Consider the following 22,960-nt stretch of genomic DNA (forward strand, 5'->3'; position numbering starts at 1 on the left):
GGCTTACGCGTCCTTGCTCAGGTTCGGACCCGCCCCACCCGCGGCCTGCTCGATCGGCGGGACGTCCGGCAGGGCCGCCTTCTCCTCACCGCGGAAGGTGAAGGTGGCGGCGTCGCCCTCGCCCTCGGTGTCCACGACCACGATGTGACCGGGACGCAGCTCGCCGAAGAGGATCTTCTCCGAGAGCGTGTCCTCGATCTCGCGCTGGATCGTGCGGCGCAGCGGCCGGGCGCCCAGCACCGGGTCGTAACCCTTCTTGGACAGCAGCTCCTTGGCGGACTGGGAGAGCTCGATGCCCATGTCCCGGTCCTTCAGGCGCTCGTCCACCTTGCCGACCATCAGGTCGACGATCCGCAGGATGTCCTCCTGCGTCAGCTGCGGGAAGACGACCACGTCGTCCACGCGGTTGAGGAACTCGGGGCGGAAGTGCTGCTTCAGCTCGTCCGACACCTTGTTCTTCATGCGCTCGTAGTTGGTCTTCGTGTCACCCGCGGCGGCGAAGCCGAGGTTGAAGCCCTTGGAGATGTCCCGGGTGCCGAGGTTGGTCGTCATGATGATGACCGTGTTCTTGAAGTCCACGACCCGGCCCTGGGAGTCGGTCAGCCGACCGTCCTCCAGGATCTGCAGCAGCGAGTTGAAGATGTCCGGGTGGGCCTTCTCGACCTCGTCGAACAGGACGACCGAGAACGGCTTGCGGCGGACCTTCTCCGTCAGCTGGCCGCCCTCCTCGTAGCCCACGTAGCCGGGGGGCGAGCCGAAGAGGCGGGAGACCGTGTGCTTCTCGCTGAACTCCGACATGTCGAGGGAGATCAGCGCGTCCTCGTCACCGAAGAGGAACTCGGCGAGCGCCTTGGACAGCTCGGTCTTACCGACACCGGACGGGCCGGCGAAGATGAACGAACCACCCGGACGCTTCGGGTCCTTCAGGCCCGCGCGCGTACGGCGGATCGCCTTCGACAGCGCCTTGACGGCGTCGTTCTGGCCGATGACCCGCTTGTGCAGCTCCTCCTCCATGCGGAGCAGGCGGCTGGACTCCTCCTCGGTCAGCTTGAAGACCGGGATGCCGGTGGCCGTGGCGAGGACCTCGGCGATCAGCTCGCCGTCGACCTCGGCGACGACGTCCATGTCGCCGGCCTTCCACTCCTTCTCCCGCTTCGCCTTGGCGGCCAGGAGCTGCTTCTCCTTGTCGCGCAGGGAGGCGGCCTTCTCGAAGTCCTGCGAGTCGATCGCGGACTCCTTGTCCCGGCGGACGGCGGCGATCTTCTCGTCGAACTCGCGCAGGTCCGGCGGAGCGGTCATCCGGCGGATACGCATCCGGGAACCGGCCTCGTCGATCAGGTCGATCGCCTTGTCCGGCAGGAAGCGGTCCGAGATGTAGCGGTCGGCCAGGGTGGCCGCCTGCACCAGGGCCTCGTCCGTGATCGAGACGCGGTGGTGCGCCTCGTACCGGTCGCGCAGGCCCTTGAGGATCTCGATCGTGTGCGGCAGGGACGGCTCGGCGACCTGGATGGGCTGGAAGCGGCGCTCCAGGGCCGCGTCCTTCTCCAGGTGCTTGCGGTACTCGTCCAGCGTGGTCGCACCGATGGTCTGGAGCTCACCGCGGGCCAGCATCGGCTTGAGGATGCTCGCCGCGTCGATGGCGCCCTCGGCGGCACCCGCACCGACCAGCGTGTGCAGCTCGTCGATGAACAGGATGATGTCGCCGCGGGTGCGGATCTCCTTGAGGACCTTCTTCAGGCGCTCCTCGAAGTCACCGCGGTAGCGGGAGCCGGCGACCAGCGCGCCGAGGTCCAGCGTGTAGAGGTGCTTGTCCTTGAGCGTCTCGGGAACCTCGCCCTTGACGATGGCCTGGGCGAGGCCCTCGACGACGGCGGTCTTGCCGACGCCCGGCTCACCGATCAGGACGGGGTTGTTCTTCGTACGGCGGGACAGCACCTGCATGACCCGCTCGATCTCCTTCTCGCGCCCGATGACCGGGTCGAGCTTGGACTCACGGGCGGCCTGGGTGAGGTTGCGGCCGAACTGGTCCAGGACGAGAGAGGTCGAGGGGGTGCCCTCGGCCGGGCCGCCCGCGGTGGCGGTCTCCTTGCCCTGGTAACCGGAGAGCAGCTGGATGACCTGCTGCCGCACCCGGTTGAGGTCTGCGCCCAGCTTGACCAGGACCTGGGCGGCGACGCCCTCGCCCTCGCGGATCAGGCCGAGCAGGATGTGCTCCGTGCCGATGTAGTTGTGGCCCAGCTGAAGGGCCTCGCGGAGCGACAGCTCCAGGACCTTCTTGGCACGGGGGGTGAAGGGAATGTGGCCGGACGGGGCCTGCTGGCCCTGACCGATGATCTCCTCCACCTGCTGGCGGACCGCCTCAAGCGAAATGCCGAGGCTCTCCAGGGCCTTAGCGGCGACACCTTCGCCCTCGTGGATGAGACCCAGGAGGATGTGCTCGGTGCCGATGTAGTTGTGGTTGAGCATCCGGGCTTCTTCCTGAGCCAGGACGACAACCCGCCGCGCGCGGTCGGTGAACCTCTCGAACATCGTTAATCGCTCCTCAGAGCGGTCAGGCAGTGGGGGGAACTTCCCCTCCCTGTCCTTCCGCAGCTTAGTCCCGCAAGCGGGGACCGCTCATTCCAACTGCCGACACCGTCGATGGCCTCCTGACCGTGTGCGCCGACATCTGCTCCAACCCGATGGTGCGAGACGATGTTCCCGCAGGCCAGGCAGTTACCCCACTCGCCAGTACGCCGTTGGCGAACGTGAGACGGCCTGTCCTGCGTGTCGCCCCCTCCCACTAGGGATGTCTTACCCGCAGGGACTGACACTCCATGCCGCGCGCACCGGTTCCCTCCGCTATGGGCGAACAACCTTGCGCCTCCCCGGACCCCCACGCACCCCCTCCTCCGGCACACAGAGCAGCCAGCGGGGCACCCAGCGTAACCCGGATGCCACTTCGGCGGTTGCGCTTGGCATGGCTGGACCGGTCCCCGCGACACCCGCGATCCCCCTCCCCCGCCGGCCCGTCGTCCCGGACGCACCGGGGGCCGGCGGTCCCGGCGCCGACGCCGGCCCGGATGCCGGGGCCCGACGCTGGTACGAGGACGAACTGGGCTGGCCGACCGTGCCCGGACGGCCGTTGCGGCTGGTCACGGGGGTGCGGTTCGACGTGCTGGAGATGCCGGCCGAGGCGGGCGCGCGTGCGCTGCGGCATCTCGCGCCGGGCTCCCCGGTGATCCTCCGGGGCGACCGCATGGAGCTGCTGGTGGCCGCGGGCAGCGCGGAGGAGCTGCCCGGACTGCTGGAGTGGCTGGAGTGGGGCCCCGTCTGCCTGGACCTGCGGGCCCTGGGGCCCGGCGGCACGCTGGAGGCTCCGGCACCGGCCGGCCCCGCGGGGGGCGCGTCCGGGCGGGCGGCGTCAGCGCAGGGGGCCGCCGTGTGGCTGCGGCCCCCCGGGCCGGGACGCGAGGACGTCGAGACCTCGCTGCCGGCCATGCCGGGCATGCCGGGTGTGACGGCCGCGCCGGCCGTGGGGCGCGAGGGGAGCGCCCCCGATCTCGTACGGCTGGTGGACACGGTGGCAGCGCACTGTCACCGGGTCCGGCTGCGGCGCGGGTGTGCCGGGCGTCCCGCCGGCCGGCGGGATCAGCCGTTGGCCTTCTCGTAGGCCTCACGGATCGACGCGGGGACACGGCCCCGGTCGTTGACCTCGTAACCGTTCTCCTTCGCCCAGGCGCGGATGGCCGCGGTGTCCTGGTTGCCGCCGGAAGCGGCACGCGCCTTTCCACGCCCGCCGGAAGCACGGCCACCGGTACGGCGTCCGCCCTTCACATAGGGCTCCAGAAGACCGCGCAGCTTGTCCGCGTTGGCGGTCGTGAGGTCGATCTCGTACGTCTTGCCGTCCAGCGCGAACGTCACGGTCTCGTCCGCCTCGCCGCCGTCGAGGTCGTCGACAAGAAGGACCTGAACCTTCTGTGCCACCGCATTTCCTTTCATCGATAACGTTGAGGACCAGGGGTGTGCGGCGTCCGCCGTTTCGCCGCCCCTGTTATATGCAGTACTGCAGTACGTCGGAAAGCAAACCGCTTTTGCCGGAAAAACACAAACCCTCGGCGTCGACTCCGCACCCCGGCCCCGCCCGGAAACATGCGCGTTTCGGACATAGGGCACCAGGGCATTGGCGATCACAGATGCAGAAGCATCCGGCTGTTGCCCAAGGTGTTCGGCTTCACTCGTTCGAGACCGAGGAACTCCGCGACGCCCTCGTCATAGGAACGCAACAGCTCCGCGTAGACATCGGTGTCGACCGGCGTCTCGCCGATCTCCACGAAGCCGTGCTTCCCGAAGAAGTCCACTTCGAAGGTCAGGCAGAAAACCCGGCGAACGCCGAGCCAGCGCGCGGTCTCCAGCAACTTCTCCAGCAACTGATGGCCCACGCCGGCGCCCTTGAGGCCGGGCTTCACCGCCAGAGTGCGCACTTCCGCCAGGTCCTCCCACATGACGTGCAGCGCACCGCAGCCGACCACCTCGGCGTTGTCATCGCGTTCGGCGACCCAGAACTCCTGGATGTCCTCGTAAAGCGTGACGGGCGCTTTGTCGAGCAGGATGCGGTCGCGGACGTAGGCGTCGAGGAGGCGGCGCACGGCCGGGACATCGCTGGTCCGGGCCCGCCGGACGGTGATGGCTTTTGCGGAGACTTCGGGACGCTCTGCTGACATGAGCGGACGCTATCGCCCGTCGGCGTCCTCTGCCGAGCCGGGGTTCTCCTCTTGCCGGGCTTCGGCGGCTTCCGGTTGCCTGGCTTCGGGCGCTTCCCGGGTTTCTTCCGGGCCCTGGACGATGCGTACGGCGTCCCTGAGGGCTTGGCGCTGTTCCTCGCTCATCATGCCGAAGAAGGCGACGAGAGCGGCGGCCGGGTTGTCACTCTGGGACCAGGCGTCGTTCATCAGGGCCGCGGCGTAGGCGGCGCGTGTCGACACGGCCTCATATCGATAGGCCCGGCCTTCCGCCTCACGGCGCACCCAGCCCTTCTGATGGAGATTGTCCAAAACGGTCATCACGGTGGTGTACGCGATCGAACGTTCCCGCTGGAGGTCTTCCAGGACTTCCCGAACGGTCACCGGGCGGTTCCACTTCCACACCCGCGTCATGACCGCGTCTTCGAGTTCTCCCAATGGGCGAGGCACAGCTCAGAACAATAGTGGGAGAACCACCCCATCGCGTGCCGGACGTGCGCTATGGCCACAAACCTGATCAAAAAGGGCGCACGGTCGAAAGGGCGGACCCGTTGCGAACACCGGGACGACCGGGGGCACGCGGGAGGCGCCCCGGGCCGAGGCGGGGCTCGGCGGGGGCTCTGTCCGACCGGGGGTTCCGCTCAGGCGCCGGCGGCGGGGCTCTCGGGCGCGGCCTCCGCGCGGGCGAGCGCGGCGTCGACGGCCGCGTCCTCCTTGGCCTTGGCGGCCCCGCCCTGGGTCTTCACGATCACCCTGACCACACCGACGAAGAACACGGCCATGACGACCGGGGGCACGAGCGCGGAGACGTAGTCCATGCCTCCAGAGTAGCCACGGGGGAACGGGCGAAAGGGGCGGGGTGCGCGAACCGCCCGCCACGTGTCCCGGGCCCCCGACACGCCTCCACCGGCCCGGGGCCGGCGACGGCACCCGGTCCACGAACAGGGCCGCCCGCACCCCGCCGCGAAAGCGGCACAGGGGGTGCGGGCGGGAACGGCGAGCCCGGCCGGAGGCCGGGTCAGACCGCGGCCAGTTGCCGCGGATCGGCCGGCGGTGCCGGCTTGCGGCGCGGGAAGACCTCCCCCGGCGTGGGAATGGGCCGCTTCGGCTCCCCCGGCTTCCCCTTTCCCGGCTCCCGGCCCGGCCGCTCCGCCGGAGGCACCGGCGGCTCCTCGGCCGCCCCGTCCTCCCGTCGCGCCCCGGGCTCCGCCGCACCGCCCGCGAGGGCCAGCAGACGGGTCCGCGCGGGCGGCACGGCGGGCGCCGGCACCCTGCGCGCCCCTTGCGCGAAGCGCGCCCGTACGTCCTGTTCGGCCAGGGTCTGGCAGCGGTCCAGCAGCGCCGCCGCCACCCGGTTGCCGCGCAGCGCCCGCAGCGCGGCGAGATCGTCCGGCGTCGGCCGGTGCCCGGCCCCGAGGGCCTCCTCCAGCAGGGTGAGATATCCGGCGGCCGTACCCGGCAGAGCGGCCCGGTACCGGCCCAGATCGGCCACGAGGAAGGCGCGCAGCCTGGCGCCCTCGCTCAGCGCCTCGTCCAGCGATTCGGCGAGCCGGAGACAGTCCTGCACGTCCTCGGCGGAGGCGTGGCCGGGGTGGAGGGCGAGGGCGAGGGCGCGGCGGAGCACACGCAGCTCCTCCGCGCCGAACGCCATGCCGCCGCGGGATCCGTATGGCGTGGGCATGCGGCGACGCTATCGCTAATCGGACAAAAGCCGCAGATCGGGATGCTCTTTCGCCGCGTGTCGTTCCGCGGTTCCCCCGTCCGGGGCCACCGGCGAGACGGCCGGGCGCCCCGGAGCAGGCCGGCGCCCGCGAGGGCGCCGGCGCCGCCTCAGAGCCGGGAGACGTTCCGCTCGTAGACCAGGCGCAGCCCGATCAGCGTCAGCCACGGCTGGTGCTCGTCGATCACCGAGGACTCCCCCAGCACCATCGGCGCGAGCCCGCCCGTGGCGATCACCGTCACGTCGTCCGGGTCGTCGGCCAGCTCCCGGGCCATCCGGTCCACCACCCCGTCGACCTGGCCGGCGAACCCGTACACGATGCCCGCCTGCATGGCCTCGACCGTGTTCTTGCCGATCACGCTGCGCGGCCGGGCCACCTCGATCTTCCGCAGCTGCGCGCCCTTGACGCCCAGCGCCTCCACGGAGATCTCGATGCCGGGCGCGATCACCCCGCCGACGTACTCCCCGCGCGCGGAGACCGCGTCGAACGTGGTCGCCGTGCCGAAGTCGACGACGATCGCCGGGCCGCCGTACAGCTCGACGGCCGCGACCGCGTTGATGATCCGGTCGGCGCCGACCTCCTTGGGGTTGTCGGTGAGGATCGGCACGCCCGTCTTCACGCCCGGCTCGACCAGCACGGCGGGGACGTCGCCGTAGTACCGCCGGGTGACCTCGCGCAGCTCGTGCAGCACCGACGGCACGGTCGCGCAGATCGCGATGCCGTCGATGCCGTCGCCCAGCTCCTCGCCGAGCAGCGGGTGCATGCCCATCAGGCCCTGGAGCAGCACCGCGAGCTCGTCCGCCGTGCGGCGCGCGTCCGTGGAGATGCGCCAGTGCTCGACGATGTCCTCGCCGTCGAACAGACCGAGGACGGTGTGCGTGTTGCCGACGTCGATGGTGAGCAGCATGGCCGTTACTCCGCTTCGCGCAGATCCAGGCCGATGTCCAGGATCGGCGAGGAGTGGGTGAGCGCGCCGACGGCCAGGAAGTCCACGCCCGTGTCGGCGTACGCGCGCGCGTTCGCGAGCGTCAGCCGGCCGGAGGCCTCCAGCAGCGCCCGGCCGCCGACGATGCCGACGGCCTCCGCGCACTCGACGGGCGTGAAGTTGTCCAGCAGGATCAGGTCGGCGCCCGCGTCCACCACCTCGCGCAGCTGGTGCAGGGTGTCGACCTCGACCTCGATCGGCACGTCCGGGAAGGCCTCCCGTACGGCCTTGAAGGCCGGTGCGACGCCGCCGGCGGCGACCACGTGGTTGTCCTTCACCAGGGCCGCGTCGGACAGCGACATGCGGTGGTTGACGCCGCCGCCGCAGCGGACGGCGAACTTCTCCAGCGCGCGCAGGCCCGGGGTCGTCTTGCGGGTGTCGCGCACGCGCGCCTTGGTGCCCTCCAGCGCGTCCGCCCACGCGCGCGTGGCGGTCGCGATGCCGGACAGCCGGCACAGCAGGTTCAGGGCGCTGCGCTCGGCGGTGAGCAGGTCGCGGGTGCGCGTGGTGACCGACAGCAGCTTCTGCCCGGCCTCGACCCGGTCGCCGTCCTCCACGTGCCGCTCGACCTCGAACTCGTCCGTGCAGACCACGGAGAGCACGGCCTCGGCGACCCGGAGGCCGGCCACGACGCCCGCCTCGCGCGCGGTGAAGTCGCCGGTGGCCACCGCCTCCTCGGGGATGGTCGAGACCGTGGTCACGTCCACGCCGCCGGCCAGGTCCTCCTGGATGGCGACGGTGGCGATGTCCTCGACCTCGACGGGGTCGAGCCCGGCGGCGGCCAGCAGCTCGGCGAGCGCGGGGTCCAGCCCGCACTCCAGGTACTCCTCGTCACCCTCGGCGGCGCAGCCGCAGCCGTCGCCGCAGCCGCCGGTCGGGGCGAGAGGAAGGTCGTCGGTGCTCACGTCTGTCACTGCTCCTGGGGGCGCTGGGTCGGCCGGGTCGGGGGGAAGTCTGCGGTGTCGGTGGTGCGTACGGCCAGCGACCGGTCGGGGTCGAGGCGTACGACGATGTGGCGGCGCCAGTGGGTGTCGTCGCGGTCGGCGTGGTCCTCGCGCCAGTGGCAGCCGCGGGTCTCCTCGCGCAGCCGGGCGGCGGCGACCAGGGCCCGGGCCACGTACAGGAGGTTGGTGGCCTCCCAGGTGTCCACGCCGGGCTCGGCGGTCTTGCCGTTCTCCTCCAGCGCCTGGCGGGCCTCGGTGTGCAGCCGCTGGAGCTGGTCGGCGGCCCGGGCGAGGGACTCCTCGGAGCGCAGCACGCCCGCGCCCTCGGACATGATCCGCTGGATGGCGAACCGGGACTCGGCGGCCAGCAGCGGGTGGGCGGGCCGGTCCGGCTGCGGGACCGGCGCGGGCACGCGCGCGCGCAGGCCGTCGTCCGCCCGCTCGGCGGCGATGTCGGCGGCGATCCGCTCGGCGTAGACGAGCCCTTCGAGCAGGGAGTTGGAGGCGAGCCGGTTGGCGCCGTGCACGCCGGTGCAGGCCACCTCGCCGCACGCGTACAGGCCGGGCACGGTGGTGCGGCCGTGGGCGTCGGTACGGACGCCTCCGGAGGCGTAGTGGGCGGCCGGGGCGATCGGGATGGGCTCGGTGACCGGGTCGATGCCGTTGGCGCGGCAGGCGGCCAGGATGGTCGGGAAGCGCCGCTCCCACATCTCGGCGCCGAAGTGCCGGGCGTCCAGGTACATGTGCTCGGCGTCCAGCTCCAGCATCCGCCGCAGGATGCCCTTGGCGACGATGTCCCGGGGGGCCAGCTCGGCCAGTTCGTGGCGGCCCACCATGAAGCGCACGCCGTCGCCGTCGACCAGGTGGGCGCCCTCGCCGCGCACCGCCTCGGAGACCAGCGGCTGCTGGCCCTCCGCGTCCGCGCCGAGGAACAGCACGGTCGGGTGGAACTGCACGAACTCCAGGTCGGACAGCTCGGCGCCCGCGCGCAGCGCCAGCGCCACGCCGTCGCCGGTCGACACCGAGGGGTTGGTGGTCGCGGCGTACACCTGGCCCATGCCGCCGGTCGCGAGGACCACCGCGGGGGCGTGCACGGCGCCCACGCCGTCGTGCTGGCCCTCGCCCATCACGTGCAGGGTGACACCGGCCGTACGGCCGTCGGCGTCCGTCAGCAGGTCCAGGACCAGCGCGTTCTCGATGGTGTGCAGTCCGCGCGCGCGTACCGCCGCCACCAGGGCGCGGGAGACCTCCGCACCGGTGGCGTCACCGCCGGCGTGCACGATGCGGCGCCGGTGGTGGCCGCCCTCGCGGCCGAGCTGGATGTCGCCCGCGTCGTCGGTGTCGAAGTGGGCGCCGGTGGAGATCAGCCGCCGGACCGCGTCGGGGCCCTCGGTGACGAGGATCCGTACGGCCTCCTCGTCGCACAGGCCCGCGCCGGCCACGAGGGTGTCCTCGAGGTGCTGTTCGGGTGTGTCGCCCTCGCCGAGGGCGGCGGCGATGCCGCCCTGCGCCCAGCGCGTGGAGCCGTCGTCCAGCCGGGCCTTGGTGACCACGACGGTGGTGAGACCGGCGGCCTGGCAGCGCAGGGCCGCGGTCAGGCCGGCCACCCCGGAGCCGACGACGACCACGTCCGCGGAGATGGCCCAGCCGGGAGCGGGCGCGTGCAGTCGTATGCCTGTGCTGGTCACGAGGCGGCTCCGAAGGTGAGAGGAAGGTTGTCGATCAGCCGGGTCGAGCCGACCCGGGCGGCGACGGCGAGGACGGCCTCGCCGGTGAAGTCGTCGCCGATCTCGGTGAAGTCGGCGGGGTCGACCAGCGCCAGGTAGTCCAGCCGCAGCGGCGGGTCGAGACGGGCGGCCTCGTCCAGCACCTGGCCGGCGGCGGCGCGCACGGCCGCCGGGCCGCCGGGCGCGGCGGTGGCCACGGCGTGCGCGTCGGCCGCCGCGCGGGACTCGCCTATGGCGCTCAGCGCCTCGGCACGCGCGTGCGTGGAGGGCACTTCCCGGGCCCGCGCGCGCAGTGCCTCCTGGGCGGCGTGCCGGTCCCGGCCGGCGAACAGCGCGCGGGACAGCGCGAGCGCGGTCCGGCGCTCGTCCGGCGACAGGTAGCGGTTGCGGCTGGACAGGGCGAGCCCGTCCTCCTCGCGCACGGTCGGTACGGCGACGATCTCGACGCCGAAGTTCAGGTCCCGCACCATGCGCCGGATCAGGGCCAGCTGCTGGGCGTCCTTCTGCCCGAACAGGGCGACGTCGGGGCGGGTGAGGTGCAGCAGCTTGGCGACGACGGTGAGCATGCCGTCGAAGTGACCGGGCCGCGAGGCACCCTCCAGGCGCTCTCCCATGGGCCCGGCGGAGACCCGCACCTGGGGTTCGCCGCCGGGGTACACCTCATCCACGGAGGGCGCGAACACGGCGTCCGCGCCGGCCCGCCCGGCGAGTTCCAGGTCGGCGTCCAGGGTGCGCGGGTAGCGGTCCAGGTCCTCGCCCGCGCCGAACTGGAGCGGGTTGACGAAGACGGTGACGACGACCTCGCCGTCCGGGCCCGCGATCCCGCGCGCGGAGCGGATCAGCGTCGCGTGGCCCTCGTGCAGCGCGCCCATGGTCATCACGACGGCACGGCGGCCGCGGCGCACGCGCGCGTGCAGCTCTTCGGCGGTGCTCAGCAGGGCGGTGGTCATCGGTCGTTCCCCTCGGTGCCGGTCGTGCCGTCGTCCCCCTGGTCCGTCTGGCCCCCGTCGGCGAGTACCCCCAGCAGGTCCTCGGCGAGCTCCGCCTTCAGCAGGCCGGCCGCCAACGCGCGGTCGGCGGTCGCGCGGGCCATCGCGAGATAGCCGGCCACGGTCTGCGGGGCGTGCGCGCGCAGCTCGGTGATGTGCGCGGCGACCGTGCCGGCGTCCCCGCGCGCGACCGGGCCGGTCAGGGCGGCGTCGCCGGAACGCAGCGCGTTGTCCAGGGCGGCACCGAGCAGCGGGCCGAGCATCCGGTCGGGCGCGCCGACGCCGGCCGTGCGCAGCAGCTCCATCGCCTGGGCGACCAGGGTCACCAAGTGGTTGGAGCCGAGGGCGAGGGCCGCGTGGTACAGCGGGCGGTTCTCCTCGCTGATCCACTCCGGCTCGCCGCCCATCTCGATCACCAGGGCCTCGGCGGCCAGCCGCAGCTCCTCGGGCGCGGTGACGCCGAAGGAGCAGCCCGCGAGACGCTGCACGTCCACGGGGGTGCCGGTGAAGGTCATCGCCGGGTGCAGGGCCAGCGGCAGCGCGCCCGCGCGCAGGGCGGGGTCCAGGACCTTCGCGCCGTACCGGCCGGAGGTGTGCACCAGCAGCTGTCCCGGCCGTACCGCGCCGGTCCCGGCGAGGCCGGCGACCAGGCCGGGCAGGGCGTCGTCGGGGACGGTGAGCAGCACCAGGTCGGCGCGCTGGAGCACCTCGGCGGGCGACACCAGGGGGACGTCGGGGAGCATGGCCTCGGCGCGCCTGCGGGAGGCGTCGGAGACTCCGGAGACGGCCACCGGGCGGTGCCCGGCGAGCTGGAGGGACGCGGCCAGCGCGGGGCCCACGCGGCCGGCGCCGACGACACCGACGGTGAGCCGCGCGGGGCGGTCCTTGAGGTCTGGCTGGTGGACTGTACTCACGCGACGGCGGCCTTCCCGTTCCAGTCCGCTCTGGGTACCGGACGATTTCTCGTCATGTTAACGCTATCGGGTCGGGCGGCGGCCGGTTGTCCACAGGCTGTGGGTTTGTCCACACGCTGCGGCACGGAAACCCACACGCTGCGGCGCGGAAAACCGACTGCCCGCGCGCGCGGGGGGCGGCATGATCCGTCCATGACTGATGCGGTGGTACCTGACGAACACGAGGCCGGCGACCGGGGGGCGGGCGCGGAGCCCACGGCGGCGGAGCGGATGCGGGAGCGGCGCAGGGCCGCCTTCGCGAAGGCCGGACGGGTGCTGTGCCGGCCGGGGTTCCGGCGCACGGTCCGCGAGCGGCTGGCGGTCCTGGACGCGGCGCCCGGGGTGTACGACCTGGACCGGTACTCGGACATTTACGGCGACGGGATCGTGGAGGACCTGGAGCGGCGGGTCGCGGACCTGCTCGGTACGGAGGCCGCCGCGTTCTTCCCGACCGGCACGATGGCCCAGCAGGTGGCCCTGCGCTGCTGGGCGGGCCGCACCGGGAACCCGACGGTGGCCCTGCACGCCCTGGCCCACCCCGAGGTGCACGAACGGCACGCTTTCAGCCAGGTCAGCGGGTTGCGGCCGGTGCGCGTGACCGGGGAGCCCCGGCTGCCCACGGCGGCCGAGATACGCGACTTCCCCGAGCCCTTCGGGACGCTGATGCTGGAACTTCCGCTGCGGGACGCCGGTTTCGTGCTGCCCGCCTGGGAGGAGCTGACCGAGGTCGTCGAGGCCGCGCGGGAGCGGGACGCGGTGGTGCACTTCGACGGCGCGCGCCTGTGGGAGTGCACGCTCCACTTCGGCCGGCCCCTGGCGGAGATCGCGGGCCTCGCCGACAGCGTCTACGTGTCGTTCTACAAGTCCCTCGACGGCTTCGGCGGGGCCGCGCTGGCGGGCCCGAGGACGCTGGTGGAGGAGGCCAGGACCTGGCGGCACCGGTACGGCGGCACGGTCTACCAGCAGTTCCCCACCGTCCTGTCCGCGCTCGTCGGGCTGGAGCGCGAGCTGCCCCGGCTGCCGGAGTACGTGCGGCACGCGCGCGTGGTCGCCGCCGCGCTGCGCGAGGGTCTGACGGAGGCCGGGGTGCCGTGGGCCCGTGTACATCCCGAGGAGCCGCACACCAACGAGTTCCGGGTCTGGCTGCCGTACGACGCCGACGTCCTGATGGAGGCCGCCGTGTCCCAGGCCGAGGAGACGGGCACGTTCCTCTTCGCCGACGCCTGGGACCGGGGCGGTCCGGGGCTGGCCTTCACCGAGGTCTCGGTGCGTGCGGAGGGCCTGGACTGGACGGCGGACGACGTACGGGCGGCCGTCGCCGACTTCACACGCCGGCTGCCCGGCGCCTGACCGGCGCGCGGAAGGGGCCGCACGCGGGAGCCGGGTGCGCTGTGGCACTCGCGCGCCATGGCCGTGACACGCCACGGCACACCGCGCGGGCCGTCACAGCGTTCTCGGGCTCAGCCACCGGCGCAGGGCGTACCGCAGCCGGCCGCGCGCCGGGCGCTCGGCGACGACGGCGCTGAAGCGCCGGTACTCCCGCACTTCCCGCAGCGCGTCCAGGTCGTGCCGGCCCGGCGCGGGCGGTTCGGGCTCGCCGTGCAGGCGGGCGCGGTAGCTGTCGAGGAGGTACTGCTGGGTGATGCTCATGGCGGATCGCCTTCTCGGGACGTTGGCTGATCGGGTGACTGATCGGGCTCCGCGGCTGCCCCGGTGTCCTCAGCCTGCCGCCCGCCCCGCGTGGTTGTCCCGTCGATTGACGGCAGCCGTCAATCGTCGGGGGCGTTGTCAGTGGGCGGGTGCACGATGGGGGCATGAGCGTGACCATCGACATCACCGGACTGCCCCTGGAGCGGGTCGCCGTCGTGCCGTCTCCGCTGGCGGAGCTGGGGATGGCGCTGCACGCGCTGAGCGAGCCCGGCCACCATCCCGACCTGCGGGGCTGGGCGACCGCCGTCTCCTCCCGGCTTCAGCCCTGCCTGGCCGACCGGCTGTGCGAGGCGGACTTCCTGTGGCGTACGACGTTCTCGGACGTCTTCGCCCCGTTCGCCGGCATCCCGGGCGGGCGCGCGATGCCCGGGGCCACGCTCGCCGAAGAGCTGGACCTGCTGGACAAACTGACGGACGAACAGTTCGTCCACGCGGCGCTGGAGTTCACCTGCCAGTTGCGCTACGACGTCCAGGAGACCGGACCGCTGGACGATCCGGAGCTGCGCCGGCGCTCCCTGGAGCTGGCCGCCGCGCGCGGGTCCGTCCAGGAGCGGTTCACCCGCCGCCTGCTGACGGACCCGCCGGCCGTGCGCGCCTGGTTCCGGCAGCTGATGCTCGACTGCGACGACGCGTTCTTCGCCGACACCTGGGCCCGTATCCAGCCCCAGCTGGCCGCGGACGCCCGGCACAAGACCGAGCTGCTGCGCCGCAAGGGGCTCGGGGAAGCCCTCGCCTCCCTGTCCGGGGCGGTGTCGCTGGACGAGGAGGGCCGGGTGATCACGGTCGACAAGCTGCTGGTGGGCCGCACCGCCACCGGCGACGGCGGCCTGGTGCTGGTGCCGACCAGCCTCGGCTGGCCGCACCTGATGGTCCTGCACCGGTACGGCTGGCAGCCGACGATCACCTATCCGGCGAGCGGTCCCCGGCCGCAGAGCCCGTCCGTGGAGCAGCTCACGCGCCGGCTGGAGGCACTGGCGCACCCGGTGCGGATGCGGCTCTGCCGGCACCTCGCGCGCGCCCCGCACACCACGAGCGAGCTGGCCGACGCGCACGGCATGACCGCGCCCGAGATATCCCGGCACCTGTCGGTGCTGAAGAAGGCGGGCCTGATCACCGACTGCCGTCGCGGCCGGTACGTCCAGCACCAGCTGGACCTGACCGCGGTGGCCCGGCTGGGCAGCGACTTCATCGAGGGCGTCCTGCGCTGAGCACCGGCCGGAGCCGGCCAAAGGTGTCCCGCGCCGAGCAACCCGCAGCACCGGCCGAGGAGGCCCCACGCCGAACCACCGCCCGGAGCCCGGCGTTCCCGTCAGCCGTGGCCGCCCGCGCGCACGAGTCCCGTCTCGTACGCCAGGACGACCACCTGCACCCGGTCCCTGAGGCCGAGCTTGGTCAGGATGCGGCCCACGTGGGTCTTCACCGTCGCCTCGCTCAGCACCAGCCTGGCCGCGATCTCGCCGTTGGACAGGCCCTGCGCGACCAGCACCATGACCTCGCGCTCGCGCTCCGTGAGCCGTTCCAGCTCCTTGTGCCGGGGCTCCTTGCCGGTGGCGGGCAGCAGCGGCGCGAAGCGGTCCAGCAGCCGCCGGGTGGTGGAGGGCGCGACGACCGCGTCACCGCTGTGCACCGCGCGGATCGCGGCCAGCAGGTCGCCGGGCGGCACATCCTTCAGCATGAAGCCGGAGGCGCCCGCCTTCAGCCCGGAGAAGGCGTACTCGTCCAGGTCGAACGTGGTCAGGATGAGCACCTTCGGCGGGTCGGGCTCGGAGCAGATCCGCCGGGTGGTCTCCACGCCGTCCAGCTTCGGCATCCGGACGTCCATCAGGATGACGTCGACGGCGGTGGACCGCAGCACCTGGAGGGCCTCCACGCCGTCGCCCGCCTCCGCGACGACCTCCATGTCCGGCTGGGCGGCGAGCACCATCCGGAACCCGGTGCGCAGCAGCACCTGGTCGTCGACGAGCATCACGCGGATCGTCATGGGTCCTCTTCCGTGTCTTCTAGGTTGCCGTCTTGGCGGGGCGGTGGGGCGCGCGGGGGCGCGCGACGAGGTCAGTGCGCCGGCTTGAGCGGCAGCAGGGCGCTGATGCGGAATCCTCCGCCGGGGCGCGGTCCCGCGTCCAGCGTGCCGCCGACCATGCCGACGCGCTCGCGCATGCCGATCAGGCCGTGCCCCCGGCCGTCGGCGCCGCCCTCCTCGTACAGCTCGTGCGGGGCGCCCTTGCCGTCGTCCTCCACCAGCAGGCCCAGGCCGTCGTCGAAGTAGACCAGCCGTACGCTCGCGCCCGCGCCCGGCCCGCCGTGCTTGCGGGTGTTGGTGAGCGCCTCCTGCACGATCCGGTACGCCGTCAGCTCCACCCCGCTGGGCAGCGGGCGCGGGGTGCCCTCCACCTTGAAGTCGACCGGCAGACCGGAGCTGCGGCACTGCTCGACGAGGTCGTCGATCTGCCCGACATCGGGCTGCGGGACGTACTCCCCGGTCTCCTGGTGCTCGCCGGTGCGCAGCACGCCCAGCAGGCGGCGCATCTCGGCCAGGGCCTGGCGGCCGGTGGAGGAGATCGTCTCGAGGGCCTTCTTCGCCTGGTCGGGCGCGGTGTCCATGACGTAGTTGGCACCGTCGGCCTGCACCACCATCACCGACACGTTGTGCGCGACCACGTCGTGCAGCTCGCGCGCGATACGGGCGCGCTCGGCGGCGACCGCGACCTTCGCCTGCGCCTCGCGCTCCTTCTCCAGGCGGGACGCGCGCTCCTCCAGCTGGGCGAAGTAGGCGCGCCGGGTGCGCATGGAGTCACCGAGCACCCAGGCGAGGGCGAAGGGCACCGTCTGGAAGACCGCGATGGCGACCTGCCCGGCGAAACTGGCCTGCTCCTGCGGCCAGCGGATCTGGGCCGCGGCCGCCGCGCAGAAGCTGACGGCGAGCGCGAGCCGGGAGGCCCAGCGCGCCCCGACCGCCGCGACCGTGTACGTGATGACCAGCATGGCGAAGTCGGCGACGGTCGTCTGGACGTCCAGGACGAGCTGGGCCAGCCCGGTCGCCAGGGCGGCCAGCAGCATCGGCTCCGGGAAGCGGCGGCGCAGCGCCACGACCACGCACAGGACGGCGGACACGGCCAGACCGGCGGGCAGCGACCCGTGGTGATGCGGCGAGCCGTCCATGCTGACCTCGCTCATCCCGGACATCCCGAACAGGACGACGGCCCAGAAGGTGTCGACCCAGGTCGGGTGGCGACGGAGGAAGTCATAGAGGCGCTGCACGTAACCCAGCGTAGGGAAACCGGGTGCGTGTAGGGGTCAACCGGAGGGCCGATCCGCGCCGGGCGCGCGTACTCCGCAAGGTGGATGCCGTGATCACCTGTGCGCCTAGTCTGGCTCCGTGACGGATGAGACGACGGGGGCGCTCCCCGGGGACCCCGGCCCGCGCGGCTGGCGCGCGGCGGCCGGGGCGGCGCTGTACGGGCCGGGCGGCTTCTACCGGCGCCCGGAGGGACCGGCCGGCCACTTCCGCACCTCCGTGCACGCCTCCCCGCTGTTCGCACGGGCCGTGGCCCGGCTGCTGTGCCGGGTCGACGCGGCACTCGGCCGGCCCGCCGTGCTGGACTTCGTCGACATGGGCGCCGGGCGGGGCGAGCTGGCCCGCGGGGTGCTCGCCGCGCTGCCGGCCGAGGTGGCCGCGCGCACGCGCGTGTACGCCGTCGAGATCGCCGGCCGCCCGGCCGGCTTGGACGAACGGATCGTCTGGCGCAGCGAGATCCCGGAGGGGGTTACCGGGCTGCTGTTCGCGAACGAGTGGCTGGACAACGTCCCCGTGGACGTCGTGGAGGTGGACGCGGCCGGTGTGCCCCGGCTGGTGCTCGTCGCGCGGGACGGCTCCGAGCGGCTCGGGGAGCCGGTGACGGGGGCGGCGGCCGACTGGCTCGCGCGCTGGTGGCCGCTGCCGGCCGAGGAGGGGCTGCGGGCGGAGATCGGGCTGCCCCGGGACGAGGCCTGGGCGTCGGCCGTGGCACGGCTGGCACGGGGGCTCGCGGTGGCCGTGGACTACGCGCACACCGTGGACACGCGCCCGCCCTTCGGGACGCTCACCGGCTTCCGGGAGGGGCGCGAGACGGCGCCCGTGCCGGACGGCTCGTGCGACATCACGGCGCACGTCGCGCTGGACGCGTGCGCGGCGGCAGCGAGCGCGCCGCACCCGGCGAACCCGCCGTACCCGCCGCACCCGCCGTCGGCTCCGGCGCGGGCGTCCTCCTCCGAGGCGGCGCACGGGACTCCCGGGACAGCGCGCGAACTCCCCCGCCCGCGCCTGCTCACGCAGCGCGCCGCTTTGCGCGCCCTGGACATCACCGGCGCACGCCCCCCGCTCGCGCTGGCCTCCACGGACCCCGCCGGCTACGTACGGGCCCTCGCGAGCGCCGGGGAGGCCGCCGAACTCACGGCGGCGGGCGGCCTCGGCGACTTCGGCTGGCTGCTCCAGCCGGTCGGCGTCCCGGACCCCCTGGGCCCGGACGCGTAGGCCCGTGGCGGGTCCGGCGCGGCCTACTTGTCGATGTCACCGACCACGAAGAACATCGAGCCCAGGATCGCGACCATGTCCGCCACCAGCGTTCCCGGCAGCAGCTCGGTCAGCGCCTGGATGTTGTTGTACGAGGCCGAGCGCAGCTTCAGCCGGTACGGGGTCTTCTCGCCCTTGCTCACCAGGTAGTAGCCGTTGATGCCGAGCGGGTTCTCGGTCCACGCGTACGTGTGTCCCTCGGGCGCCTTCAGCACCTTCGGCAACCGCTGGTTGATCGGCCCGGGCGGCAGCTGGGCGAGCCGGTCCAGGCAGGCGTCGGCGAGGTCCAGGGCGTTGTGGGTCTGCGCCAGCAGCACCTCGAAGCGGGCGAGGCAGTCGCCCTCGGCGCGGGTCACCACCTCCAGCACGTCCTGGAGATCGCCGTAGGCCAGGTACGGCTCGTCGCGGCGCAGGTCGAAGTCGACGCCCGAGGCGCGCGCGATGGGCCCGCTCACGCCGTAGGCGTGCACCGCCTCGGGCGCGAGCGCCCCCACCCCGCGCGTGCGCCCCCGGAAGATCTCGTTGCCGAGCACCAGGTCGTCGAAGACGTCCATGCGCGAGCGCACCGCGGCGACGGCCTCACGCGCGCGCGCCGTCCAGCCCGCCGGCAGGTCCTCCTTGAGGCCGCCGACGCGGTTGAACATGTAATGCATGCGCCCGCCGGAGACCTCCTCCATGACGTTCTGGAGCACCTCGCGCTCCCGGAACGCGTAGAACACCGGCGTGATCCCGCCCAGCTCCAGCGGGTAGGAGCCGAGGAACATCAGGTGGTTCAGCACCCGGTTCAGCTCGGCGAGCAGGGTGCGCGTCCACACCGCCCGCTCGGGGACCTCCATGCCGAGCATCCGCTCCACGGCGAGGACCACGCCCAGCTCGTTGGAGAACGCCGACAGCCAGTCGTGGCGGTTGGCGAGCACGATGATCTGCCGGTAGTCGCGCGCCTCGAAGAGCTTCTCGGCGCCCCGGTGCATGTAGCCGATCACCGGCTCCGCGCGCACGATGCGCTCCCCGTCCAGCACGAGCCTGAGCCGCAGCACACCGTGCGTGGAGGGGTGCTGGGGACCGATGTTGAGCACCATGTCGGTGCTCTCCGCCGCACCGCCGATGCCGACCGTGGTCTCCGTCGTAGGAGTCATGGGCCCAGTTTCCCCTACGTACGCTGGGCGCATGGAAACGGGGAGCCTGGACGGGACCGGAGCGCCGGCGGACCAGCCGGTGTGGCGGCGGCTGGAGCCGGGGCTGTTGCGGGTGCGGCGGCTGCTGCTGGCGGTGTGGGCGGGGGTGCTCGCGGTGGCGGCCGGGCTGCTGCCGGGACTCCTCGCGGGCCCGGCGTGGGCCGCGTGCGCGCTGCTGCCACCGGCGTGCGCCGCCGCGTGCTGGCGGCTGCTGGAACGCAACTGGCGCTCCTGGCGGTACGCCGAGCGCGCCGACGACCTGCTGATCAGCCGCGGTGTGCTGTGGCGCGAGGAGACGGTGGTGCCGTACGGGCGGATGCAGCTGGTGGAGGTGACCTCGGGGCCCGTGGAGCGGCGCTTCGGGCTGGCCACCGTACAACTGCACACGGCCGCCGCCGCGACCGACGCGACCATCCCCGGCCTGGACCCGGCCGAGGCGGAACGGCTGCGCGACCGGCTCACCGAGCTGGGCGAGGCACGATCGGCGGGCCTGTGACGTCCCCGGAGCGGCCCGAGGGCGCGAACGACGGCATACCCGGGCGGGGCGAGGATCCGGAAACCGGCGTGGCCGGGCGCGCGCCCGTCGTCGAGCGCCGGCTGCACCCGGTCACGCCCCTGCGCCGGGCGTGGGCGCCGCTCGCCGTGCTGGCCGGCTGGGCGGTGCACGACCCGAACGGCGCGCAGGAGCAGCTCGCCCGGCTCACGGACACCATGCTCCTGCTGGGCATCGCGGTCCTGGTGCCGGCGGCCGGCCTCTACGGCTTCCTGTCCTGGTGGTTCACGCACTACGCGGTCACCGACACCGAGCTGCGGATACGCACCGGGCTGCTGTTCCGGCGCACCGCGCACATCCGGCTGGAGCGCGTCCAGGCCGTGGACGTCTCCCGTCCGCTCCTCGCGCGCGTGGCGGGCGTCGCCAAGCTGCGCATCGACGTCGTAGGCACCGACGACAAGGACGAGCTGGCCTTTCTGAGCGAGCGCGAGGCGCGCGCCCTGCGCGCGGAGCTGCTCGCGCGCGCTGCCGGTTTCGCGCCCGAGACGGCGCGTGAGGTCGGAGAGGCACCGGCGCACGTCCTGCTGCGCGTGCCCCCGCGCGAGCTGGCGCGCTCCCTGGTGCTGACGGGCGCCACCTGGGGTTCGCTGTGCGCCGCGCTGATCGTCCCCACCGTGCTGTGGCTCTTCACGGAGAACGTGTGGACGGTCCTCGTCACCGCCCTGCCGCTGCTCGGCACCGCCGGGGCGAGCAGCGCGGGCCGGTTCGTCACCGAGTTCGACTGGACGGTGAGCGAGTCGCCGGACGGGCTGCGCATCGACCGCGGGCTGCTGGACCGCGCCCACGAGACGGTGCCGCCCGGCCGGGTGCAGACGGTGCGGATCGTGGAACCGCTGCTGTGGCGGCGGCGCGACTGGGTCCGGGTCGAACTCGATGTGGCCGGATCCGACAACTCCGTGCTGGTGCCGGTCGCCCCGCGCGCGATCGCCGAGGCGGTCCTCGCGCGCGTGCTGCCCGGGGCGTCGGTGCCGCCGGAGCTGTCGCCCGCGCCGCGCCGGGCCCGCTGGTGCGTGCCGGTGTGGTGGCGCGGGCACCGGCTGGCGGTCACCGGCCCGGTGTTCGCCGCCCGCAGCGGCCTGCTGTGCCGCCGGCTCTCGCTGGTGCCGCACGCCAAGGTGCAGAGCGTACGGCTCACCCAGGGGCCCTGGGAGCGGCGCTGGGGGCTCGCCGACGTCCACGTGGACACCGGCGCCGACAAGACCGTCACGGCCCGGCTGCGCGACGCCGGGGAGGCCGCGCGGCTCCTCGCCGAGCAGGCGGAGAGGTCCCGCACGGGCCGCAGGGACGCCCCGCCGGACCGCTGGATGACGGCGGGCTGACCGGCGCGGGATCCGCGGGCCGGCATGCCTCGGGCCCGGCTCCCTCGGGGGGAGACCGGGCCCGTCGCGGTGCTGTCGCCGGTGGCTCAGGAGGCCGCGCTGCGCAGCCCCTGGACGTCGATCTGCTCGGTCTCGTCGTGCGCGGTCAGGTCGATGATCTGACCGATCCCCCGGGACCGCTCGTCGGCGGGCTTGAACCCGGCCTCGGCCTCGGCCTTGTGCACGGCGAGCGCCTCGGGGCCCACGACGTCGGCCAGGTCCTCGTTCTGCACGGAGTCCAGCGCGGCCTTCGGGGTGCCCTTCTGCGTGCCGAAGAAGTCGAACCCGCCCTCGGTCACCGGCCGCCGCGCGGGCGCGGCCGGCACGACGGCCACGGCCGACGGCACACCGGGGTTCCCGGCGGGCGGCACCACGGGCCCGCCGGCCGGGGATACGGCGTCGACGGCACCGCGCGGACGGTCCGCGCCGCCCCGCGCCGGGTCGCCGCTACCGGGCCGGGAGTCGGGAGCGGCCGGGGAGTCGGAAGCGGCCAGGGTGCCGGAGGTGGGGGCCTGGGCCTCGGGGGCGGGGCCGGTGGTCGCGGAGGGCACCCCGGCAACGGAGGCGGAAGCAGCCCCGGGCTCCAGCGCGCCCGACGTCCCCGCCCCGAGGTCCACCACCCCAGACTTCCCCGCCAAGGGCTCCACCGCCCCGGCCTCCCCGGTCACGGCCTCCCCGGTCACGGCTTCCCGGGACACGGCCTCTCCCGAACCGGCCTCGGTCACCCCGGACTCGGCAACCCCGGACTCGGTCGCCCCAGCCTCAGCAACCCCGGCCTCGGCAGCCCCGGACTCGTCCCCCTCCGAAACGGACCCCGTGGCCGTGCCCCGCCGGCCCTCCGGACCGTCCTCGGGCTCGCCCGAAGTCTGCCGTTCGAAGCGGGCCAGTGCCGTCAGGGCCCGCCGGTACAGCCGGGCGCCCTCGGGGGAGAACACCGCGGGTGCCGCCGGGGCGGCCCCGGCGGATCCGGAGGGTTCGCCGCCGCGCGCGGGCGGCAGCGCGGGGGCCGTCGGGCGCGCGGGGGCCGGCTCCGGCGCCGTCGCCTCGAGCTCCAGCAGCCGGCGGCCCTCCAGGGCGCTGGCCCGCTCGGTCTCGGCGGTGGCGTACCGGCGCAGCAGGGCCGCGTGCTCGTTGCGCAGGCCGGCCAGCTCGGCGCGCTTGGCGCGCAGCCGCTGCTCCAGCTTCGCGCGCAGTTCGCGGGACTCCTCCAGGTCGGTCTCCAGTTCGGCGACCCGTTCCTCGAAGCGCCATTCGTCGCCGGCACGCGCGCGCGTCAGCTCGGCGACCCGCCGGCCCGCCTGCACGTCCCAGCGGCGCATCACGAACGCGCCGACGACCGATGTCGCCGCTGCCGCGGCGGCCAGTGCGCGCAACAGCGTGGCCTCGGAGAACACCCAGGGAGCCGACGCGCAGACGACGGAGACGCCGGCGATCGCCGAGGGAGGCAACAGCCGGTGCAGGGGAGAGGAATGGCGGTGGCGTCCACGTGGCATGGCCAGAAACTTACCGCGCGTAGGCGGATCGTGGGCCCAGGCCCGTAAAAACACGGCCACACCAGGGGCCTCACGAGGCGTC

At 73.6% G+C, this 22,960-nt stretch carries 22 protein-coding genes; 6 read left to right on the plus strand and 16 right to left on the minus strand.

The features are described from left to right. Positions 1-3: 3 nt before the first annotated feature. Entirely contained in the window at positions 4-2,529 is a 2,526-nt protein-coding gene (locus tag IH25_RS0109850; protein ID WP_030606122.1) for an ATP-dependent Clp protease ATP-binding subunit, read from the minus strand. Between the two features lie 430 nt (positions 2,530-2,959). On the opposite strand from IH25_RS0109850, the gene IH25_RS37445 reads away from it, so the two are divergent. Continuing rightward, positions 2,960-3,652, plus strand: coding sequence for an SCO3374 family protein (locus IH25_RS37445; RefSeq protein ID WP_030606123.1), 693 nt, complete (start codon positions 2,960-2,962; stop codon positions 3,650-3,652). Here IH25_RS37445 and IH25_RS0109860 read toward each other — a convergent pair. From IH25_RS0109860 to IH25_RS0109905, 10 genes are all read right to left on the minus strand, one after another. Continuing rightward, a complete protein-coding gene (locus IH25_RS0109860; protein WP_030606126.1) occupies positions 3,631-3,966 on the minus strand; it encodes a histone-like nucleoid-structuring protein Lsr2 in 336 nt (111 codons plus the stop codon). The genes IH25_RS37445 and IH25_RS0109860 overlap by 22 nt on opposite strands. A gap of 203 nt (positions 3,967-4,169) precedes the next feature. Next, positions 4,170-4,703, minus strand: coding sequence for an amino-acid N-acetyltransferase (locus tag IH25_RS0109865; protein WP_030606128.1), 534 nt, complete (start codon positions 4,701-4,703; stop codon positions 4,170-4,172). 9 nt (positions 4,704-4,712) lie between these two features. Further along, positions 4,713-5,135 carry a BlaI/MecI/CopY family transcriptional regulator gene (locus IH25_RS0109870; RefSeq protein ID WP_030606130.1) on the minus strand — a complete coding sequence of 141 codons (423 nt, stop codon included), beginning with the start codon at positions 5,133-5,135 and terminating at the stop codon, positions 4,713-4,715. A 227-nt stretch (positions 5,136-5,362) separates the two neighbouring features. Beyond that, positions 5,363-5,539, minus strand: coding sequence for a hypothetical protein (locus IH25_RS41570; RefSeq protein WP_030606132.1), 177 nt, complete (start codon positions 5,537-5,539; stop codon positions 5,363-5,365). A 200-nt stretch (positions 5,540-5,739) separates the two neighbouring features. Beyond that, complete coding sequence (locus IH25_RS0109880) at positions 5,740-6,372, minus strand: hypothetical protein (protein ID WP_030606134.1); 633 nt, start codon at positions 6,370-6,372, stop codon at positions 5,740-5,742. A gap of 179 nt (positions 6,373-6,551) precedes the next feature. Then, positions 6,552-7,349, minus strand: a complete 798-nt coding sequence (locus tag IH25_RS0109885; RefSeq protein WP_030606136.1) for a type III pantothenate kinase — start codon at positions 7,347-7,349, stop codon at positions 6,552-6,554. Positions 7,350-7,354: 5 nt separating this feature from the next. Then, complete coding sequence (nadC, locus tag IH25_RS0109890) at positions 7,355-8,332, minus strand: carboxylating nicotinate-nucleotide diphosphorylase (RefSeq protein WP_030606138.1); 978 nt, start codon at positions 8,330-8,332, stop codon at positions 7,355-7,357. 5 nt (positions 8,333-8,337) lie between these two features. Next, positions 8,338-10,059, minus strand: coding sequence for an L-aspartate oxidase (locus IH25_RS0109895; protein WP_030606140.1), 1,722 nt, complete (start codon positions 10,057-10,059; stop codon positions 8,338-8,340). After that, the gene (panC, locus tag IH25_RS0109900) at positions 10,056-11,048 is read right to left on the minus strand and encodes a pantoate--beta-alanine ligase (RefSeq protein ID WP_030606142.1); all 993 of its coding nucleotides are present in this window, start codon (positions 11,046-11,048) and stop codon (positions 10,056-10,058) included. Before panC ends, IH25_RS0109895 begins: the two co-directional genes overlap by 4 nt. Then, positions 11,045-12,001 (minus strand): Rossmann-like and DUF2520 domain-containing protein, encoded by a 957-nt coding sequence (locus IH25_RS0109905; protein ID WP_030606144.1) that lies wholly within the window; start codon positions 11,999-12,001, stop codon positions 11,045-11,047. The genes panC and IH25_RS0109905 overlap by 4 nt, the downstream gene beginning before the upstream one ends. Positions 12,002-12,193: 192 nt before the next feature. On the opposite strand from IH25_RS0109905, the gene IH25_RS0109910 reads away from it, so the two are divergent. Continuing rightward, positions 12,194-13,390 carry a threonine aldolase family protein gene (locus tag IH25_RS0109910; RefSeq protein ID WP_030606147.1) on the plus strand — a complete coding sequence of 399 codons (1,197 nt, stop codon included), beginning with the start codon at positions 12,194-12,196 and terminating at the stop codon, positions 13,388-13,390. A 93-nt stretch (positions 13,391-13,483) separates the two neighbouring features. On the opposite strand, the gene IH25_RS0109915 is transcribed toward IH25_RS0109910, so the two are convergent. Next, positions 13,484-13,690, minus strand: coding sequence for a hypothetical protein (locus IH25_RS0109915; protein ID WP_030606150.1), 207 nt, complete (start codon positions 13,688-13,690; stop codon positions 13,484-13,486). Positions 13,691-13,854: 164 nt separating this feature from the next. Between IH25_RS0109915 and IH25_RS0109920 the strand changes: the two genes are divergently transcribed. Next, a complete protein-coding gene (locus IH25_RS0109920) occupies positions 13,855-14,958 on the plus strand; it encodes a DUF5937 family protein (RefSeq protein ID WP_030606152.1) in 1,104 nt (367 codons plus the stop codon). Between the two features lie 101 nt (positions 14,959-15,059). Here the strand turns inward: IH25_RS0109920 and IH25_RS0109925 are convergent, their stop codons facing one another. Together IH25_RS0109925 and IH25_RS0109930 are read right to left on the minus strand one after the other, a co-directional pair. Then, a complete protein-coding gene (locus IH25_RS0109925) occupies positions 15,060-15,731 on the minus strand; it encodes a response regulator (protein ID WP_030606154.1) in 672 nt (223 codons plus the stop codon). A 71-nt stretch (positions 15,732-15,802) separates the two neighbouring features. Further along, the gene (locus IH25_RS0109930; protein WP_030606156.1) at positions 15,803-17,008 is read right to left on the minus strand and encodes a sensor histidine kinase; all 1,206 of its coding nucleotides are present in this window, start codon (positions 17,006-17,008) and stop codon (positions 15,803-15,805) included. 118 nt (positions 17,009-17,126) lie between these two features. Between IH25_RS0109930 and IH25_RS0109935 the strand changes: the two genes are divergently transcribed. Beyond that, complete coding sequence (locus IH25_RS0109935; protein WP_209445296.1) at positions 17,127-18,260, plus strand: SAM-dependent methyltransferase; 1,134 nt, start codon at positions 17,127-17,129, stop codon at positions 18,258-18,260. A gap of 23 nt (positions 18,261-18,283) precedes the next feature. Here the strand turns inward: IH25_RS0109935 and IH25_RS0109940 are convergent, their stop codons facing one another. Further along, on the minus strand, positions 18,284-19,435 hold the full coding sequence (locus tag IH25_RS0109940) for an NADH-quinone oxidoreductase subunit D (protein ID WP_030606160.1): 1,152 nt from the start codon (positions 19,433-19,435) through the stop codon (positions 18,284-18,286). 31 nt (positions 19,436-19,466) lie between these two features. Here IH25_RS0109940 and IH25_RS0109945 point away from each other — a divergent pair, with 31 nt between their 5' ends. After that, positions 19,467-19,970 (plus strand): PH domain-containing protein, encoded by a 504-nt coding sequence (locus IH25_RS0109945; protein ID WP_030606163.1) that lies wholly within the window; start codon positions 19,467-19,469, stop codon positions 19,968-19,970. Continuing rightward, complete coding sequence (locus IH25_RS0109950) at positions 19,967-21,346, plus strand: PH domain-containing protein (protein WP_030606165.1); 1,380 nt, start codon at positions 19,967-19,969, stop codon at positions 21,344-21,346. Before IH25_RS0109945 ends, IH25_RS0109950 begins: the two co-directional genes overlap by 4 nt. 86 nt (positions 21,347-21,432) lie before the next feature. Here the strand turns inward: IH25_RS0109950 and IH25_RS0109955 are convergent, their stop codons facing one another. Further along, on the minus strand, positions 21,433-22,878 hold the full coding sequence (locus IH25_RS0109955) for a hypothetical protein (RefSeq protein WP_030606167.1): 1,446 nt from the start codon (positions 22,876-22,878) through the stop codon (positions 21,433-21,435). Positions 22,879-22,960 lie beyond the last annotated feature (82 nt).

The sequence above is a fragment of the Streptomyces achromogenes subsp. achromogenes genome, assembly GCF_000720835.1.
In the GTDB taxonomy this organism is placed as follows: Bacteria; Actinomycetota; Actinomycetes; order Streptomycetales; family Streptomycetaceae; genus Streptomyces; species Streptomyces achromogenes.

What these genes read in the sequence shown, in the direction of transcription:
- IH25_RS0109850 (WP_030606122.1), bottom strand. Translation starts at nt 2,529, where the DNA reads ATGTTCGAGAGGTTCACCGACCGCGCGCGGCGGGTTGTCGTCCTGGCT.
- IH25_RS37445 (WP_030606123.1), top strand. Translation starts at nt 2,960, where the DNA reads ATGGCTGGACCGGTCCCCGCGACACCCGCGATCCCCCTCCCCCGCCGG.
- IH25_RS0109865 (WP_030606128.1), bottom strand. Translation starts at nt 4,703, where the DNA reads ATGTCAGCAGAGCGTCCCGAAGTCTCCGCAAAAGCCATCACCGTCCGG.
- IH25_RS0109870 (WP_030606130.1), bottom strand. Translation starts at nt 5,135, where the DNA reads ATGACGCGGGTGTGGAAGTGGAACCGCCCGGTGACCGTTCGGGAAGTC.
- IH25_RS41570 (WP_030606132.1), bottom strand. Translation starts at nt 5,539, where the DNA reads ATGGACTACGTCTCCGCGCTCGTGCCCCCGGTCGTCATGGCCGTGTTC.
- IH25_RS0109880 (WP_030606134.1), bottom strand. Translation starts at nt 6,372, where the DNA reads ATGGCGTTCGGCGCGGAGGAGCTGCGTGTGCTCCGCCGCGCCCTCGCC.
- IH25_RS0109885 (WP_030606136.1), bottom strand. Translation starts at nt 7,349, where the DNA reads ATGCTGCTCACCATCGACGTCGGCAACACGCACACCGTCCTCGGTCTG.
- panC (WP_030606142.1), bottom strand. Translation starts at nt 11,048, where the DNA reads ATGACCACCGCCCTGCTGAGCACCGCCGAAGAGCTGCACGCGCGCGTG.
- IH25_RS0109910 (WP_030606147.1), top strand. Translation starts at nt 12,194, where the DNA reads ATGACTGATGCGGTGGTACCTGACGAACACGAGGCCGGCGACCGGGGG.
- IH25_RS0109915 (WP_030606150.1), bottom strand. Translation starts at nt 13,690, where the DNA reads ATGAGCATCACCCAGCAGTACCTCCTCGACAGCTACCGCGCCCGCCTG.
- IH25_RS0109920 (WP_030606152.1), top strand. Translation starts at nt 13,855, where the DNA reads ATGAGCGTGACCATCGACATCACCGGACTGCCCCTGGAGCGGGTCGCC.
- IH25_RS0109925 (WP_030606154.1), bottom strand. Translation starts at nt 15,731, where the DNA reads ATGACGATCCGCGTGATGCTCGTCGACGACCAGGTGCTGCTGCGCACC.
- IH25_RS0109940 (WP_030606160.1), bottom strand. Translation starts at nt 19,435, where the DNA reads ATGACTCCTACGACGGAGACCACGGTCGGCATCGGCGGTGCGGCGGAG.
- IH25_RS0109945 (WP_030606163.1), top strand. Translation starts at nt 19,467, where the DNA reads ATGGAAACGGGGAGCCTGGACGGGACCGGAGCGCCGGCGGACCAGCCG.
- IH25_RS0109955 (WP_030606167.1), bottom strand. Translation starts at nt 22,878, where the DNA reads ATGCCACGTGGACGCCACCGCCATTCCTCTCCCCTGCACCGGCTGTTG.